Origin of the sequence: Amycolatopsis sp. VS8301801F10, from assembly GCF_046195355.1 — a bacterium.
Taxonomy (GTDB): Bacteria; Actinomycetota; Actinomycetes; order Mycobacteriales; family Pseudonocardiaceae; genus Amycolatopsis.
On the sequence record NZ_CP176065.1, the window covers coordinates 6,540,998 to 6,557,368 of the forward strand.

The 16,371-nt window shown below is 73.4% G+C and carries 1 protein-coding gene; it reads right to left on the bottom strand.

Annotation, left to right across the window (positions count from 1 at the left end):
- Nucleotides 1–37: 37 nt before the first annotated feature.
- On the bottom strand, nt 38–16,330 hold the full coding sequence (locus tag F9C11_RS30505; protein WP_409180800.1) for a type I polyketide synthase: 16,293 nt from the start codon (nt 16,328–16,330) through the stop codon (nt 38–40).
- Nucleotides 16,331–16,371: the final 41 nt, after the last annotated feature.

Genomic DNA, 16,371 nt, shown 5'->3' on the forward strand with positions numbered 1-16,371 from the left:
CGCTTCCACCCATCCCGCTCGTCCCGCGTCGTCCCGGTCATTCGCTGTCGCTGTCGGTGTCGAGCACCAGGCGGATCAAGTCGTCCGCGTCCAGCTCGTCGATGTCGCCCGCGTCCTCTCCGGCCGCCGAATCCTCGACGCCGGCCAGCCGCAGCAGCCCTTCCATGAGCCCCGCTTCGCGGAACCTCTCCAGCGGAACGGCGGCGAGCGCGGCGCGGAGCCGGTCCTCGGCCGGCTGCGCGCCGCCGGGCGCTTCGAGGTCCGGCACCAGCTTGTCCCGGAGCAGACCGGCCAGCTCGACCGCGTTCGGGTAGTCGAAGACCAGCGTGGCGGGCAGCCGCAGCCCGGTCGCGGTGTTCAGCCGGTTCCGCAGCTCGACCGCGGTCAGCGAGTCGAAGCCCAGGTCGGTGAACGCCCGGTTCGCGTCGATCGCCTCCGCGGACCCGTGCCCGAGCACGGCCGCCACGTGGGTGCGCACCAGGTCGATCAGTGCGCGGTCCCGGTCCGGTTCGGACAGTCCGGCCAGCCGCTGCCGCAGCGAATCCGCGCCGCCGGCTCCGGCCGACACCGCCGCCCGCCGAGCCGGGCCGCCGGTGACCAGCGCGCGCCACAGCGGCGGCACGTCCTCGGCGGTCCGGGCCTTCGCGCGCATGCCCGCTACGTCGAGCCGGGCGGGCACGAGCACGGATTCGTCCCGCGCCAGCGCCCGGTCGAACAGCTCGAGGCCGTCCTGGGCGCTCAGCGCCCCGATCCCGCCGCGGCTGATGCGGGAGCGCTCGCTGTCGTTGAGCCGCCCGGTCAACGCGCTCGCTTCGGCCCACAAGCCCCACGCCAGCGAGGTTCCCGGCAGCCCGGCCGCCCGGCGGTCCGCCGCGAGACCGTCCAAAAAGGAGTTCGCCGCGACGTAGTTGCCCTGCCCGGCGGCGCCGAAGGTGGAAGCCGCCGAGGAGAACAGGACGAACTCGTCCAGCTCGCGGTCCAGGGTCAGCTCGTGCAAATTCCACGCACCGTCGACCTTGGGCCGCATGACGGCCGACACCCGCTCGGACGTCAGCGACGCGATCGTCGCGTCGTCCAGCACACCCGCCGTGTGCACCACGGTCTTCAGCAACGGCACCCCACGCACCACAGTGGCGAGGTCGTCACGTTCCGCCGCATCGCAGGCGACCACGCGCACTGACGCGCCCGAGGTGGCCAGCTCCGCGGCCAGCACGGCGACGTCCGGCGCACCCGGACCGGAACGACCGGTCAGCACCAGCTCGTCCGCACGCCCGGTCGACGCCAGATGCCGGGCCACCAAACCGCCCAACGTCCCCGTGCCGCCGGTGATCAGCGCCGAACCCGCCGCCGAAGCCGCCGGAATGGTGAAGACCATCTTGCCGGTGTGCTTGGCCTGCGACATGAACCGGAACGCCTCCCGCGCCCGCCGCACATCCCACACCCGCACCGGCAGCTTCGCCAGCACCCCAGCCGCCATCAGTTCGACGATCTGGACCAGCATGTCGTGCAGTCCGTCCGGCCCGGCCTCCGCCAGGTTGAACGACCGGTAGCCGATCCCCGCCGGGATGCTCTCCGGGTCCCGCAGGTCGGTCCGGCCCATCTCCACGAACGAACCGCCTCGCGGCAGCAACCGCAGCGACGCATCCACCAACTCGCCCGCCAGCGAGTTCACCACGATGTCCATACCACGACCATCAGTCGCAGCAAGGAAATCGCCCTCGAACTCAACACCGCGCGACGTCGAAATATGATCCGCGTCCAGACCCAACCCAGCCAGCACACCATGCTTCGCCGGGCTGGCCGTCGCGAAAACCTCCAACCCCAGATGCCGCGCGATCCGCACCGCCGCCATCCCCACGCCGCCCGCGGCCGCATGCACCAGAACCCGCTGCCCGGCCCGCGCGCCCGCCAGCTCCACCAGCGCGTACCAGGCGGTCAGGAAGGCCGACGGGACAGCACCGGCCTCGACGTCCGTCCAGCCTTGGGGGATGGGCACGAGCTGCCGCGCGTCGGCGATGACCTCCGGGCCGAACCCGCCGGAGGCGATGCCCAGCACCCGATCGCCCACGGCGAACCCGGTCACCCCGGGCCCGACTTCCAGGACCCGGCCCGCGACCTCGCCGCCCAGCACCCCTCCGCCGGGGTACATGTCCAGTGCGATCAGCACGTCCCGGAAATTCAGGCCCGCGACCCGCACCCCTACCCGGACCTGGCCCGGCTCCAGCGCCGCGTCGGCGAGCGAGACCGGCGCGAGGCCCTCCAGCGAGCCGCCCGCGTCCGGTTCCAGCCGCCACAACCCCTCCGGCAGCGCGAGATCACCGGACGGACGCGTCAGCCGCCGCCCCAACACGACACCGCCGCGAACAGCCACCTCCGGCTCGCCGCTGTCCACTGCGGACGGCAGCGCGGCGAGGTCGTCGCCCTCGGCGAAGTCGGCCAGGACGACCTGGTCCGGGTTCTCCGACTGCGCGGAGCGCACCAGACCCCAGACCGCCGCGGACGCCAGGTCCGCCACCGGTTCGCCGGGAGCGGTCGCCAGACCGCGCCGGGTCAGGACCACCAGCCGCGCCGTCCCGAAACGGTCGTCGGCCAGCCAGTGCTGAATCAGCTCCAGCGTCTCGGCGGTGGCGCGCCGCGCGGCCTCGGCCGTATCGGTCTCGCCGGCGCCGCCGGCGCAGACCATCACCACGCTCGGCACGGTGCCGGACTCGGCCAGCGCCGGGAGATCCGCGAAGGAGGTCACCGGAAGCGCGTCCGCGACTCCGAAGCGATCGGCGCCGAGGAGGGCCCAGTCGCCGGTCTTCGCGGCGGTTTCCGCGATCGGCTGCCATTGCACGGTGAACAGCGAGTCAGGCTGCGCCGCACCGGCCGCGCGGACCTGCTCCAGCGAAACCGCACGAGTGACCAGCGAGTCCACCGAGAGCACGGTGGCCCCGGCGGTGTCGGCGGCCAGCACGGCGAGAGCACCGGCGTCGTCCCGGCGCAGCCGGGCGCGCAGAACGGACGCACCGCTGGCCCGCAGCCGGACGCCGTTCCACGCGAACGGCAGCCGCGCCTCGCCCGGCTCAGCCGTGCCGAACAGCGCGCTGGCGTGCAGCACCCCGTCGAGCAGCGCCGGGTGCAGGCCGAACGCGTCCGCTTCCTCCGCGGTGTCCCCGGAAAGCCGGACCTCGGCGTAGATCTCGTCACCGAGCCGCCAAGCCGCGCGGAGAGTCCGGAACGCCGGGCCGTAGCCGTAGGCGCCTTCGGCGGTGTACATCCCGTCGAGGCCGATCGCTTCCGCGCCCTGCGGGGGCCACACCGAGAGTTCGTCCGCGACCGGCGAGGCCGCGACCGGGGCCAGCACCCCGGTGGCGTGCTGGGTCCACTCTTCACCGGTTCCGTCCCGGCGGGAGAACACCTCCACCGTGCGACGGCCGTCGCCGGTGGCGTCGGCGACCACCACCTGGACCTGTACGCCGCCCTCGGCCGGGACCACCAGCGGCGCCTGCAAGGTCAGTTCTTCCAGCAGACCGCAGCCCACCTGGTCGCCCGCGAGCACCGCCAGCTCGACAAACCCGGTTCCGGGCAACAGGATCACGCCGCCCACCACATGGTCGGCCAGCCACGGATGCGTGCGCACCGATAACCGGCCGGTGCAGAGGACACCCGCGCCGCCGGCCAGTTCGACCGCCGCGCCGAGCAGCGGATGGTCCACCGCGCCCAAGCCGAGGGACGCCGCGTTCCCGCCGCGGCCGGTCGCGGCCTTCGGCCAGTAGCGCTCGTGCTCGAACGCATAGGTCGGAAGCTCGACCCGGTTCCCCGAGGGCAGCACCGCCGCCCAGTCCACCGGCGCACCGTGGACGAAAGCTTCCGCGAACGAGGTCAGCAACCGCGCCGCGCCGCCGTCGTCCCGGCGGAGCGTGCCGCACCCGGCAGCGGCGTCCTCGACGGTGTCGGTGATCGCGCCAAGCAGGACCGGATGCGGGGTCACCTCGATGAACAGCTGGTGTCCGCGCTCCGCCAAGGCACTCACCGCGCGTTCGAAACGGACCGGCGCGCGCAGGCTCTCGTACCAGTACCCGGCGTCGAGTTCCTCGCCGGTCAGGGTTTCTCCGGACATCGCCGACACCATCGGCACCCGGCCGCGCCGCGGCTCGATCCCCGCCAGCACCGCACGAATCTCGTCTTCCAGGCGCTCCACTTGCGCACAATGGGACGCGTAATCCACCGCCACCATCCGCGCCCGCACGCCGTCGGCGTCCAATTCGGACTTCAGCGCAGCCAACGCCTCCGGCTCACCCGACACCACCACCGCAGCCGGACCGTTCACCGCAGCCAACGCCAGCTTCTCGCCCCACTTGGCGATCCGCTCTTCCACCACATCGGCCGCCGCGCCCACCGACAGCATGCCGCCCAGACCCGCCAGGGCTTTCAACGACTTCGACCGCAGCGCAACAACCCGCGCACCATCCTCAAGGGACAACATCCCCGCAACCGTCGCCGCCGCGATCTCACCCTGCGAATGCCCGACTACCGCGTCCGGAGCGACGCCAGCCGCCTCCCAGACCGCGGCCAGAGACACCATCACCGCCCACAAGGCAGGCTGCACGACGTCCGCCGACTCCAGCTCGCCTTCGAGCGCCTCGGACAGCTTCCAGTCCACAAAGGACTCCAAAGCCCGCTCGCACTCCGCCAACCGCGCCGCGAACACCGCACTCGATCGCGCGAGGTCGCGTCCCATCCCGAGCCACTGCGAACCCTGCCCGGCGAACACGAACACCGGACGCACCCCGGCCCGCGCGGCCCCGGTCACCACCGAGCCCGACGGCGTCCCGGCGACCAGATCTCGCAACCCGGCGGGGAAATCGCCGGTGACGACCGCGCGATGCTCGAACACCGACCGCGTCGTCGCCAACGACCAGCCCACGTCCGCCGGAGACAGCTCCGGCCGGTCGAGCACCCAGTCGTGCAGCCGCTCCGCCTGGCCCACGAGGCTCTCGGCGGTCCGGCCGGACAGCACCCACGCCCCCGCCTCACCGGCACTGAGCACCGGCTCGCGCTCCTCGGCCTCCGCGGGCGCCTCGGCGGGCGCTTCCTCCAGGATGACGTGCGCGTTGGTGCCGCTCAGCCCGAACGACGACACCCCGGCGCGGCGCGGATGCCCGTTGGCCCGCCACGGCGTGCTCTCGGTCAGCAATGCGACCTGACCGGCCGTCCAGTCCACCTGGGACGACGGCACATCGGCATGCAGCGTCCGCGGAATCTCCTGATGCTGCAACGCCAGCACCATCTTGATCACCCCGGCCACACCAGCCGCGGCTTGCGTGTGCCCGATGTTCGACTTCACCGAACCCAGCCACAACGGCCGATCCCGGTCCCGGCCGTAAGTCGCCAGCAACGCCTGCGCCTCAATCGGATCACCGAGCTTGGTGCCCGTACCGTGCGCCTCCACCACGTCCACTTCGGACTCGGACAGCCCGGCATTCGCCAACGCCGCGCGAATAACTCGCTGCTGCGAAGGACCATTCGGCGCCGTCAACCCATTCGACGCACCGTCCTGGTTCACCGCCGAACCCCGCAGCACGGCGAGCACCCGGTGGCCCTGCCGTTGCGCGTCGGAGAGCTTCTCCAGCACGACCAGGCCCGCGCCCTCGGCGAAGCCCATGCCGTCCGCGTCGTCGGAGAAAGCCTTGCAGCGGCCGTCTTCGGCCAGTCCGCTCTGCTCGCTGAACCCGACGAACCCGGCCGGGCTGACCAGCACGGTCACGCCGCCGGCGAGCGCCATCGAGCATTCGCCGGACCGCAGCGCCTGCGCCGCCAGATGCATGGCCATCAGCGACGAAGAGCACGCCGTGTCCACAGTGACGGCCGGGCCTTCCAAGCCCAGCGAGTACGACACCCGGCCGGACAGCACGCTGGTCGCGTTGCCGGTGATCAGGTGCGCCGCGCCGGAGAAGTCCGCGTCGTAGCCGTAGCCGGACGAGTAGCCGCCCGCGAACACCCCGGTGCTGGTGCCGCGCAGGGATTCCGGGGCGATCCCGGCCCGTTCCAGCGCTTCCCAGGACAGTTCGAGCAGCATCCGCTGCTGCGGGTCCATCGCCAGCGCCTCGCGCGGGCTGATCCCGAAGAACCCGGCGTCGAAGCCGGCGATGTCCTCGACGAAACCGCCGGAGCTGACATAGGAGGACTCGTCCAGCGCGCTGAGGTCCCAGTCCCGGTCGAGCGGGAAACCGGAGATCGCGTCGCCGCCGGAGGCCAGCAGCGCCCACAGCCCGTCGGGATCGACCACTCCGCCGGGATAACGGCAGCTCATGCCCACGATGGCGATCGGCTCGCCGGACGCCGCCGGCGCGGCGGCGACGGCGCGGGTCTGCTCGGGCAGCGCGCCGAGCAGTTCGGCCAGCAGGCAGCCGGCGACCGCGCCGGGGGTCGGGTAGTCGAACAGGAGCGTCGCGGGCAGCCGCAGGCCGGTGGCCGAGCCGAGGTCGTTGCGCAGTTCGACCGAGGTCAGCGAGTCGAAGCCCATCTCGCTGAACGCGCGGCCGGGGTCGACGGACTCCCCCGAGGCGAAGCCGAGCACCTTCGCGGCCAGGCCCCGGACCAGGTCGGACATCACCCGGGTCTGCTCGGCGCCGGAGAGCCCGGCCAGCGAAGCGGCCAGATCGCCCTCGGCCGTTTCCGCGGGCGCTTCCGCGACGAGCGCGGCCAGCCGGTGGATCTCCGGCAGATCCCGCATCAGCGGGACTTGGAGCAGGCTCGCCGCCGCGTGCGGGGTGTCCAGGATGACCGACCAGTCGATGTTGGTCACCGTGAGGACGGTGTCGCCGCCCTCGAGCGCCTCGCCGAGCGCCCGCACCGCGAGCTCCGGCGCCATCATGCCTTCCCACTGGTTGCGGGCCAGCCGTTGCCGCGCCGCTTCGGAACCCTGCGCCACCCCGGCTTCCCAGGGGCCCCAGGCCACGGACAACGCGGGCAGGCCACGTCCTCGCCGGTGCTCGGCGAGCGCGTCGAGGTAGGCGTTGGCCGCGGCGTAGTTGGCCTGTCCCGGCCCGCCCGTGGTGGCCACCACCGACGAGAACAGCACGAACGCGTCCAGCTCGCGGCCGGCGGTGAGTTCGTCCAGATGCGCGGCGCCGCCGCCCTTGGCCGACAGCGCGGTTTCCAGGCGGGCCGGGTTCAGGCCGTCGATCACGCCGTCGTCCAGCACCGCCGCGGTGTGCACCACGGCGGAGAGGTCGTCGCCGATCCAGCCGAGGACCCCGGCGACCTCGGCGCGCACGCTCACGTCGCAGGCCAGCACGTCCACCCGGCTGCCCTGTTCGGCCAGTTCGGCGGCCCGCGCGGCGATGCCCGCCACGGCCGGGCCGGACCGGCTGGTCAGCACGAGCCGGTCGCCGCCGTGCTCGCCCAGCCACCGCGCCACGTAGCCGCCGAGCGCGCCGGTGCCGCCGGTGACCAGCGCGGCGCCGCGGGTCTGCCACGTCCCCGCGCTCTTCGGGCGGGGAGCGTGGGTCAGGCGGCGGCCCAGTATCCCGGCGGGTCGCAGCACGACCTGGTTCTCGTCGCAGCCGAACAGGACCGCGACCAGCTGCGCACCGGTCCGCTTGTCCACCGCGGCGGGCAGGTCGACCAGCCCGCCCCAGCGGTCCGGGTACTCGAGCCCGACCACCCGGCCGAAGCCCCAGATCTGGGCCTGTGCCGGACTGGCCGGGAACTCGCCCGCACCGGCGGCGATCGCGCCGCAGGTGGCCAGCCACAGCGGCGCGGCCACGCCCGCGTCGTCCAGCCCCTGCACCAATGCGGCAGTGGCGGCGAGGCCGGCCGAAACCACCGGATGCCCGGCCAGCGGAGTCTCGTCCAGCGCGAGCAGCGACAGCACCCCGCTCGCTTCGCCGGTGTCTCGCAGCACCGGTCCGAGCGCCGCCGACATCGCGACCCGGTCGGTCACCGCGGCGTCCAGCGCGAGCAGCACCGGCTCGGCGCCGCGGCGGGCCAGCGCGGCCACGCACGCCCGCACCCGCTCGTCCTCGGCCTGCGCGGCGGGCACGACGACCAGCCAGCTCCCGTCGAGCCGGGCGGCGGACGGTTCGGCCACCGGCGCCCAGGTGATGCGGTAGCGCCAGGACTCGGTGGCCGAGCGGTCCCGTTCCCGCTTGCGCCACGAGGCCAGCGCGGGCAGCACCGCGTCCAGGTGGTCTTCGTCGGGCAGCGACAGCGTGTCCGCGACCCTCGCCACGTCGCCGCCCTCGACCGCGGCCCAGAAACGGGCTTCCTCGGCGGTTTCCGCTCCGGCGGGCGGCGTTGCGGCGGCGGAGCCGCTCAGCCAGTAACGCTCGTGCTGGAAGGCATAGGTGGGCAGATCGACGCGGGCGCCCGCGGGCAGCACCGCGGTCCAGTCCACGGGCAGGCCGCCGACGTGCGCTTCGGCCAGCGAAGCGAGCATCCGGCGCACGCCCGCGTTTTCGCGTTCCAGGGTGCCGACAGTCAGCACCGGGCCGATCCCGGCGTCCTCCGCGGTCTCGGTCACCGACGCGGTCAGCACCGGATGCGGCGAAACCTCCACAAAGGACAGATAACCGGCGGCGAGCAGCGCACGGGTGGCGTCCTCGAACCGCACGGTCCGGCGCAGGTTCGCGAACCAGTAGTCCGCGCCGAGTTCGGCCCCGGACACCCAATCGCCGGTGACCGTGGACATCATCGGCGCCCGGCCGGCGCGGGGCGCGATGCTCGCCAGCCCGGTCGCGAGCACCTCGGCCAGCGAATCGACCGCCGGGGAGTGCGCGACGAAGTCGGACGCCGGGATCCGCCAGCGCAGCACGTGCCGCGAGGCCAGTTCCCGTTCGAATTCGGTCAGCGCCTCGGGTTCGCCGGACACCACCACGGCGGCGGGGCCGTTGACCGCGGCGACGGAAAGCCGGTCGCCCCAGCGCTCCACCAGTTCGCGCACCGATTCGGCGGGCATGACCACCGAGACCATCGAGCCTGGCGCGGACAGCCCGGTCAGCTCCCGCGACCGCACGGCGACGACCTTCGCGGCGTCCTCGACGGTCAGCATGCCCGCGACCGTCGCGGCCGCGATCTCGCCCTGCGAATGGCCGGCCACCGCGTCCGGAGCGACGCCGGCCGCCTCCCACACCGCGGCCAGCGACACCATCACCGCCCACAGCAACGGCTGCACGATCTCCGCCGCTTCCAGCTCGCCGGCGAGCGCCTCGGTCAGGTTCCAGTCCACACAGGACGCAAGGGCGCGCTCGCATTCGGCGAACCGGGCCGCGAAAACCGGGCTGTCGGCCAGCATTTGCCGGCCCATGCCCGTCCACTGGGCGCCCTGTCCGGCAAACACGAAGGCGGTCCGGCCGCCGGCCCGCGCCACCCCGGACAGCGGGCCGGGCGCCGCGCGCAGACCGGAAACCAGCTCTTCGCGGGTGTCGCCGAGCACCACGGCCCGATGCTCGAACGCCGACCGGGTGGTGGCCAGCGACCACGCCACGTCCGACGGCGGCAGCTCCGGGCGTTCGGCCAGCCAGTCGGCCAGCCGGTCCGCCTGCGCCACCAGGCTTTCCGCGCTCCGCCCGGCCACCAGCAGCGCCGCCGGACCGCCGGTCAGCACCGGCGTCCCGGTTTCGCCCGGCTTCCGCTCGGCCGCGTCGGCCTGAGGCGCTTCCTCGACGATCACGTGCACGTTGGTGCCGCTCATGCCGAACGCCGACACCCCGGCCCGGCGCACCCGCTCCCCCGCCGGCCACGACACCGGCTCGGTCAGCAGCCGCACCTCGCCCGCCGTCCAGTCCACGTGCGGGGTCGGGTCGTCCACGTGCAGGGTCTTCGGCAGCTGCTCGTGTCCCAGCGCGAGCACCATCTTCATCACGCCGGCCACGCCCGCCGCGGCTTGCGTGTGCCCGATGTTCGACTTCACCGAGCCCAGCCACAACGGCCGTTCCCGGCCCTGTCCGTAGGTCGCCAGCAACGCCTGCGCCTCGATCGGGTCGCCCAGCGTGGTGGCCGATCCGTGCGCCTCGACGACGTCCACATCGGACTCGGAGAGCCGGGCGCTGGCCAGCGCCGCGCGGATCACCCGCTGCTGCGAAGGGCCGTTCGGCGCCGTCAAGCCGTTCGACGCGCCGTCCTGGTTCACCGCGGAACCCCGGACCAGCGCCAGCACCGGATGCCCGTTGCGCCGCGCGTCGGAAAGCCGCTCGAGCACGAGCATGCCCGCGCCCTCGGCGAAACCGGAACCCTCCGCGGCGGCGGCGAACGACTTGCATCGCCCGTCCACCGAGATGCCGCCCGCCTTCGCGAAGGCGCTGAACACGCCGGGCGTCGCGGTGACGGTGACGCCGCCGGCGAGCGCGAGCCCGCACTCGCCGCCGCGCAGCGCCTGGCTGGCCAGGTGCAGAGCGACCAGCGAGGACGAACACGCGGTGTCCATCGTGACGGCCGGGCCTTCCAGCCCGAGCGTGTAGGACAACCGGCCGGAAAGCACGCTGGTGGCGTTGCCGGTCACCAGCTGCGCTTCGGCGACGCCGGACGTTTCCAGGTCGATATCCGTCGCGTACCGGGAGCTGTAGCCGCCGACGAACGCGCCGGTCTGCGTGCCGCGCAGCGAAGCGGGGTCGATCCCGGCCCGCTCGACCGCCTCCCAGGACACCTCCAGCAGCAGCCGCTGCTGCGGGTCCATCGCCAGCGCCTCGCGCGGGCTGATCCCGAAGAACCCGGCGTCGAACGCGCTGGCGTCGCGGACGAAACCGCCGGCTTGGTCGAAGGAGCCCAGCAGCGGGTCGTTCAGCAGGTCGAGGTCCCAGCCGCGGTCCTGCGGGAACGGGCCGATGGCGTCCGCGCCCGCGGCCAGCAGCTGCCACAGCTCCTCGGGGCTGGCCGCGCCGCCGGGGAACCGGCAGGCCATGCCGACGATCGCGATCGGCTCGTCCGTCCCGGCCTGCCGCGCGGCCGGGGCCGGGGGCGGCGAGACCGCGGGCAGGTCGCCGGCCAGCTCGGTGCGCAGCAGCCCGGCCAGCGCGACCGGCGTGGGGTAGTCGAAGACCAGGGTGGCGGGCAGGCGCAGACCGGTGGCCGCGTTCATCCGGTTCCGCAGTTCCACCGCGGTCAGCGAGTCGAAGCCGACGTCGGTGAACGCCCGGTTCGCGTCGATCGCTTCCGCGGAGGCGTGCCCGAGCACCGCGGCGACGTGCGCGCACACCAGGTCCAGCAGGACGCGGCCGCGCTCCGCACCGGAGACCGACGCCAGCTGCCGCCGCAGCGACTCGCCTTCGCCCGCGCCGTCCGCGACGCGCGAGACCGCGGTCCGCCGCCCGGTGGCGCCGACGAGCGAACGCCAGATCGGCGGGACCTCGGTGCTGCCCGCGGCCAGCGCCCGCAGCGCGGGCAGGTCCAGGTGCGCGGGCATCAGGACCGGCTCGTCGCGGCCCAGCGCCACGTCGAGGACGACAAGGCCTTCCTCGCCGCTCAACGGGATGAAGCTGCGGTCGATCCGGGACAGCGACTGCTGGTCCAGGTGCCGGCCAATGCCTTCCTCGTGCGCCCACGGCCCGAGTTGCAGGGACATCCCGGCGAGCCCGGCGCCGCGCCGCCAGGCGGCGAGCGCGTCCAGGAAGGAGTTCGCGGCGACATAGCTGCCCTGCCCGGCCGCGCCGAACATCGCCGCCGCCGAGGAGTACAGCACGAACAGGTCGAGATCCATCCCGGCGGTCAGCTCGTGCAGATGCCAGGCGGCGTCCGCCTTCGGCCGCAGCACCGCGGCCAGCCGCTCCGGCGTCAGCGCGCTGAGCACGCCGTCGTCCACGACCCCGGCGGAATGCACGACAGAGCCGAGCGGATGCTCTTCGGGCAGCTGCGCCAGCACGGTCGCCAGAGCGGCGCGATCGGCGGCGTCGCAGGCGACGACTCGCACCCACACGCCCATTTCGGCCAGCTCGGCCGCCAGCGGGGCCACGCCCGCGGCCGCGCCGGACCGGCTGAGCAGCACCACTCCCCCGGCGCGGCCGGTGGCCGCCAGATGCCGGGCGGTCAGGCCGCCCAGAGTGCCGGTGCCGCCGGTGACCAGCAGCGTGCGAGCAGCGGGATCGGAGCGGGTGCCGTCCGGCCATTCGACCGCGGACAGCCGGCCCTCCGGCCGGACCAGCCGCCTGCCGCGGGCGCGGCCGTCGCGCAGCAGCAGCTCGGGTTCGTCGCAGCCCAGCGCCGCCGGAAGCAGCGCGAACTGCTCGGCGCCCACGTCCGCGAGCACCAGGCGACCGGGTTCCTCGGACTGTGCCGAGCGGGTCAGGCCCCATACCGCGGCTCCGGCCAAGTCGGTCGTTTCGGCGCCGGCCGCTCCTTGGGTGACGACCACCAGCCGCGCACCGGCCAGCCGGGTCTCGGCCAGCCATTCGTGCAGCAATTCCAGGTGCGAAGCGCTGACGCGGCGCACCTTCTCCGGCATGTCCTCGCCAGTGTCTTCCGCACCGGCGCACCACAGAACCACGCTCGGGTCGATCTCGCCCGCTTCGACGGCCTCGGCCAGTTCGGCGCGGTCCGCGTACGCCCGCACCGGCAGCCCCAGCCCGTCGAGCAGGCCGAAGCGGTCGGCTCCGAGCAGCGCCCACTCCCCCGCCGGAGCCGCGGCGTCCGGCAGCGCGACCCAGTCCTGGACGAACAGCGAGTCGGCCAGCGCGCTGTCGGCGGGCCGCAGCTGGCCGGTCGGCACGCGGCGTTTCACCAGCGAGCCCACCGAAACGACCGGGGCTCCGGTGGCGTCGGCGGCGGTCAGCGAAACCGAGCCCTGCCCGTCCAGCCGCAACCGCACCCGCAGCGTGGACGCGCCCGCGGCGTGCAGTTCGACGGAGGTCCAGGCGAACGGCATCGGCACGGTGCCGGGCTCCTCCGGCACGCCCGCGTCGGCCTCGGCGATGACCGAGGCGTGCAGCGCCGCGTCCAGCAGGACCGGGTGCAGGCCGTAGGAACCGGCCTTCTCGGCGACGTCGTCGGGAAGCACGATCTCGGCGAAGACGTCCCCGTCGCGGCGCCAGGCGGCGCGCAGCGCGTGGAACGAAGGACCGTAAACGTCGGCAAGGTACGTCGGGTACAGCTCTGAGACGTCGACTGGCATGGCGTCGCGCGGCGGCCACCTCAGCAGGTCCTCGTCGGCGGAACCGGCCGGGCCCGCGGGCGCGACCGTCCCGGCCGCGTGCCGGACCCATTCCTGGCCGGGACCGGCCTGTTCGGGGCGGGAGAAGATCTCCACCGGCCGGCGGCCGTCCCGGCCCGCCTCGGCCACCACGACCTGGAGCTGCAGGCCCTCGCCCTCGGCGGGCACGATCAGCGGCGCCTCCAGCGTCAGTTCTTCCAGCGCGCCGCAGCCGAGCTGGTCCCCGGCGCAGACGGCCAGCTCGACGAATCCGGTGCCGGGCAGCAGCATCGTGCCGTCCACCGCGTGGTCGGCCAGCCACGGCTGGGCCTTCGGCGAGAGGTGCCCGGTGCACACCAGGCCCGCGCCGCCCGCCAGGTCCACGGCCGCACCGAGCAGCGGGTGCCCGAGCACGCCGAGCCCCAGCGTCGACAGGTCGCCGTTGCCGGACTTCCCGTGGAAGCCCGACAGCACGCCCTGCGGCCAGTAACGCTTGCGCTGGAAGGCATACGTCGGCAATTCGACGGGCGCCGCGGAAGGCAGCAGTGTGGTCCAGTCCACGGCCGCGCCGTGCACGAAAGCCTCGGCGAACGAAGCCACCAGCCGGTCCGCGCCGCCCTCGTCCCGGCGGAGAGTCGCGCAGACCGCGCCGGCCGCCGCACCGGCTCCCGCCTCGCGCGCGACCTCCTCCAGAGTGTCGTTCATCGCGCCCAGCAGCACCGGATGCGGGGACACCTCGACGAACATCTGGTGGCCCTGCCCGGAAAGCGTGGCGATCGCGCGTTCAAAGCGGACCGGCGCGCGCAGGCTCTCGTACCAGTACCCGGCGTCGAGTTCCTCGCCGGTCAGGGTTTCTCCGGACATCGCCGACACCATCGGCACCCGGCCCTTGCGCGGCTCGATTCCCGCCAGCACCGCACGAATCTCGTCTTCCAGGCTTTCCACCTGCGCGCAATGCGACGCGTAATCCACCGCCACCATCCGCGCCCGGACACCCTCAGCGTCCAATTCGGACTTCAGCTCCGCCAACGCCTCCGGCTCGCCCGAGACGACCACCGCGGCCGGACCGTTGACCGCAGCCAACGCCAACCGCTCGCCCCACCGGCTCAGTCGCCTCTCGACTTCGGCAGCATCCGCATTGACCGACAACATGCCGCCCAGACCCGCCAGCACCTTCAACGACTTCGACCGCAGCGCAACAACCCGCGCACCATCCTCAAGGGACAACATCCCCGCAACCGTCGCCGCCGCGATCTCACCCTGCGAATGCCCGACCACCGCCTCCGGCCGGACCCCGGCCGCTTCCCACACGGCGGCAAGGGAAACCATCACCGCCCACAACGCAGGCTGCACCCGATCCGCCGTGGTCAGTTCTTCGGCGAGCACCTCGGACAGCTTCCAGTCCACAAAGGACTCCAACGCCGCCTCGCACTCCGCCAGCCGCGCCGCGAACACCGGGCTCGCCTGCGCCAGCTCCCGCCCCATCCCGACCCACTGCGAACCCTGCCCGGGGAACACGAACACCGGGCGCACGTCGTCGCGCCGCACCCCGGAGACCACCGCGCCGCTGGGGGCGTCCGCGGCCAGGCTGTCCAGCCCGGCCAGCGGATCGCCGCCCAGCACCACGGCGCGGTGCTCGAACACCGCCCGGGTGGTGGCCAGCGACCAGGCGATCCGGCCGGCGTCCAGCTCCGGACGGGCGGCCGCCCAGTCCCGGATCCGGGCCGCCTGCGCGGCGAGCCCTTCGGCGGACCGGCCGGTGACCAGCCAGGCGTTGGCGCCGGCGACGACCGGGGCTTCGGGCTCGGCGGCCCCGTCCGGCGGTTCCTCCGCCGGAGCTTCTTCGAGGATGAAGTGCGCGTTGGTGCCGCTGCCGCCGAAAGAGGAGACCCCGGCGCGGCGGACGCGCTCGCCCGCGGGCCAGTCGACCGATTCGGTCAGCAGTTCCACCTCGCCGGCGGACCAGTCCACGTGCGGCGTGGGTTCGGTGACGTGCAGCGTTTTCGGCAGCTTTTCGTTGCGCAGGGCCAGGACCATCTTGATGACCCCGGCCACGCCGGAAGCGGCCTGCGTGTGCCCGATGTTCGACTTCACCGAACCCAGCCACAACGGTTCGCCGCCGTCGCGTTCCTGGCCGTAGGTGGCCAGCAGCGCCTGCGCTTCGATCGGGTCGCCGAGGGTGGTGGCGGTGCCGTGCGCCTCGACCGCGTCCACGTCGGCGGGGGTCAGCCGGGCGCTGTCCAGCGCGGCGCGCACGACCCGTTGCTGCGACGGGCCGTTCGGCGCGGTCAGCCCGTTGGACGCGCCGTCCTGGTTGATCGCGGAGCCGCGGATCACCGCGAGCACGGGGCGCCCGTGGCGGCGCGCGTCGGACAGCCGCTCCAGCACGACCATGCCGGTGCCCTCGGCCCAGCCGGTGCCGTTGGCGTCGGAGGAGAACGCGCGGCACCGCCCGTCCACCGAAAGCCCTTGCTGCTTCGAGAATTCCACGAACATGCCGGGCGTCACGAGCACGGTCACGCCGCCGGCCAGCGCCATGGTGGCTTCGCCGGCGCGGATCGCCTGGCAGGCCAGGTGCAGGGCCACCAGCGACGAGGAGCACGCGGTGTCGACGGTCACCGCGGGGCCTTCGAGCCCCATCAGGTAGGCGATGCGGCCGGAGAGCACGGCAGTCAGGTTGCCGGTCATCATATGGCCTTCGAGCTCGCCCGAGCCGCCGTGCAGCAGTTCCAGGCTCATCGCGTAGTTCGAGGTGAACCCGCCGACGAACACGCCGGTTTTGCTGCCCTTCAACGTGGTGACGTCGATCCGGGCGCGCTCCAGCGCTTCCCAGGACACCTCCAGCAGCAGCCGCTGCTGCGGGTCCATCGCCAGCGCCTCGCGCGGGCTGATCCCGAAGAAGCCCGCGTCGAAGCCGCTCGCGTCCTTGATGAAGGCGCCGGACCGGGTGTAGGACTTGCCCGCTTTTTCCGGGTCCGGGTCGTAGAAGTCGCCGAGGTCCCAGCCGCGGTCGGAGGGGAACGGGCCGACCGCGTCGCGCCCGTCGGAGAGCAGCTCCCAGAAGTCCTCCGGGGTCTCCACCCCGCCCGGATACCGGCACGCCATGCCGACGATGGCGATCGGCTCCTCCTCGCCCGCCTCCAGCCTGTGCAGCCGCTTGCGGGTCTCCTGGAGTTCGGCCGCCGTCTTCTTGAGGTAGTCGAAGAGCTTCTCTTGGTTATCCACTCTGGCCCCTTAGCAACACCGTGACGTCGACAAGCCCGCAG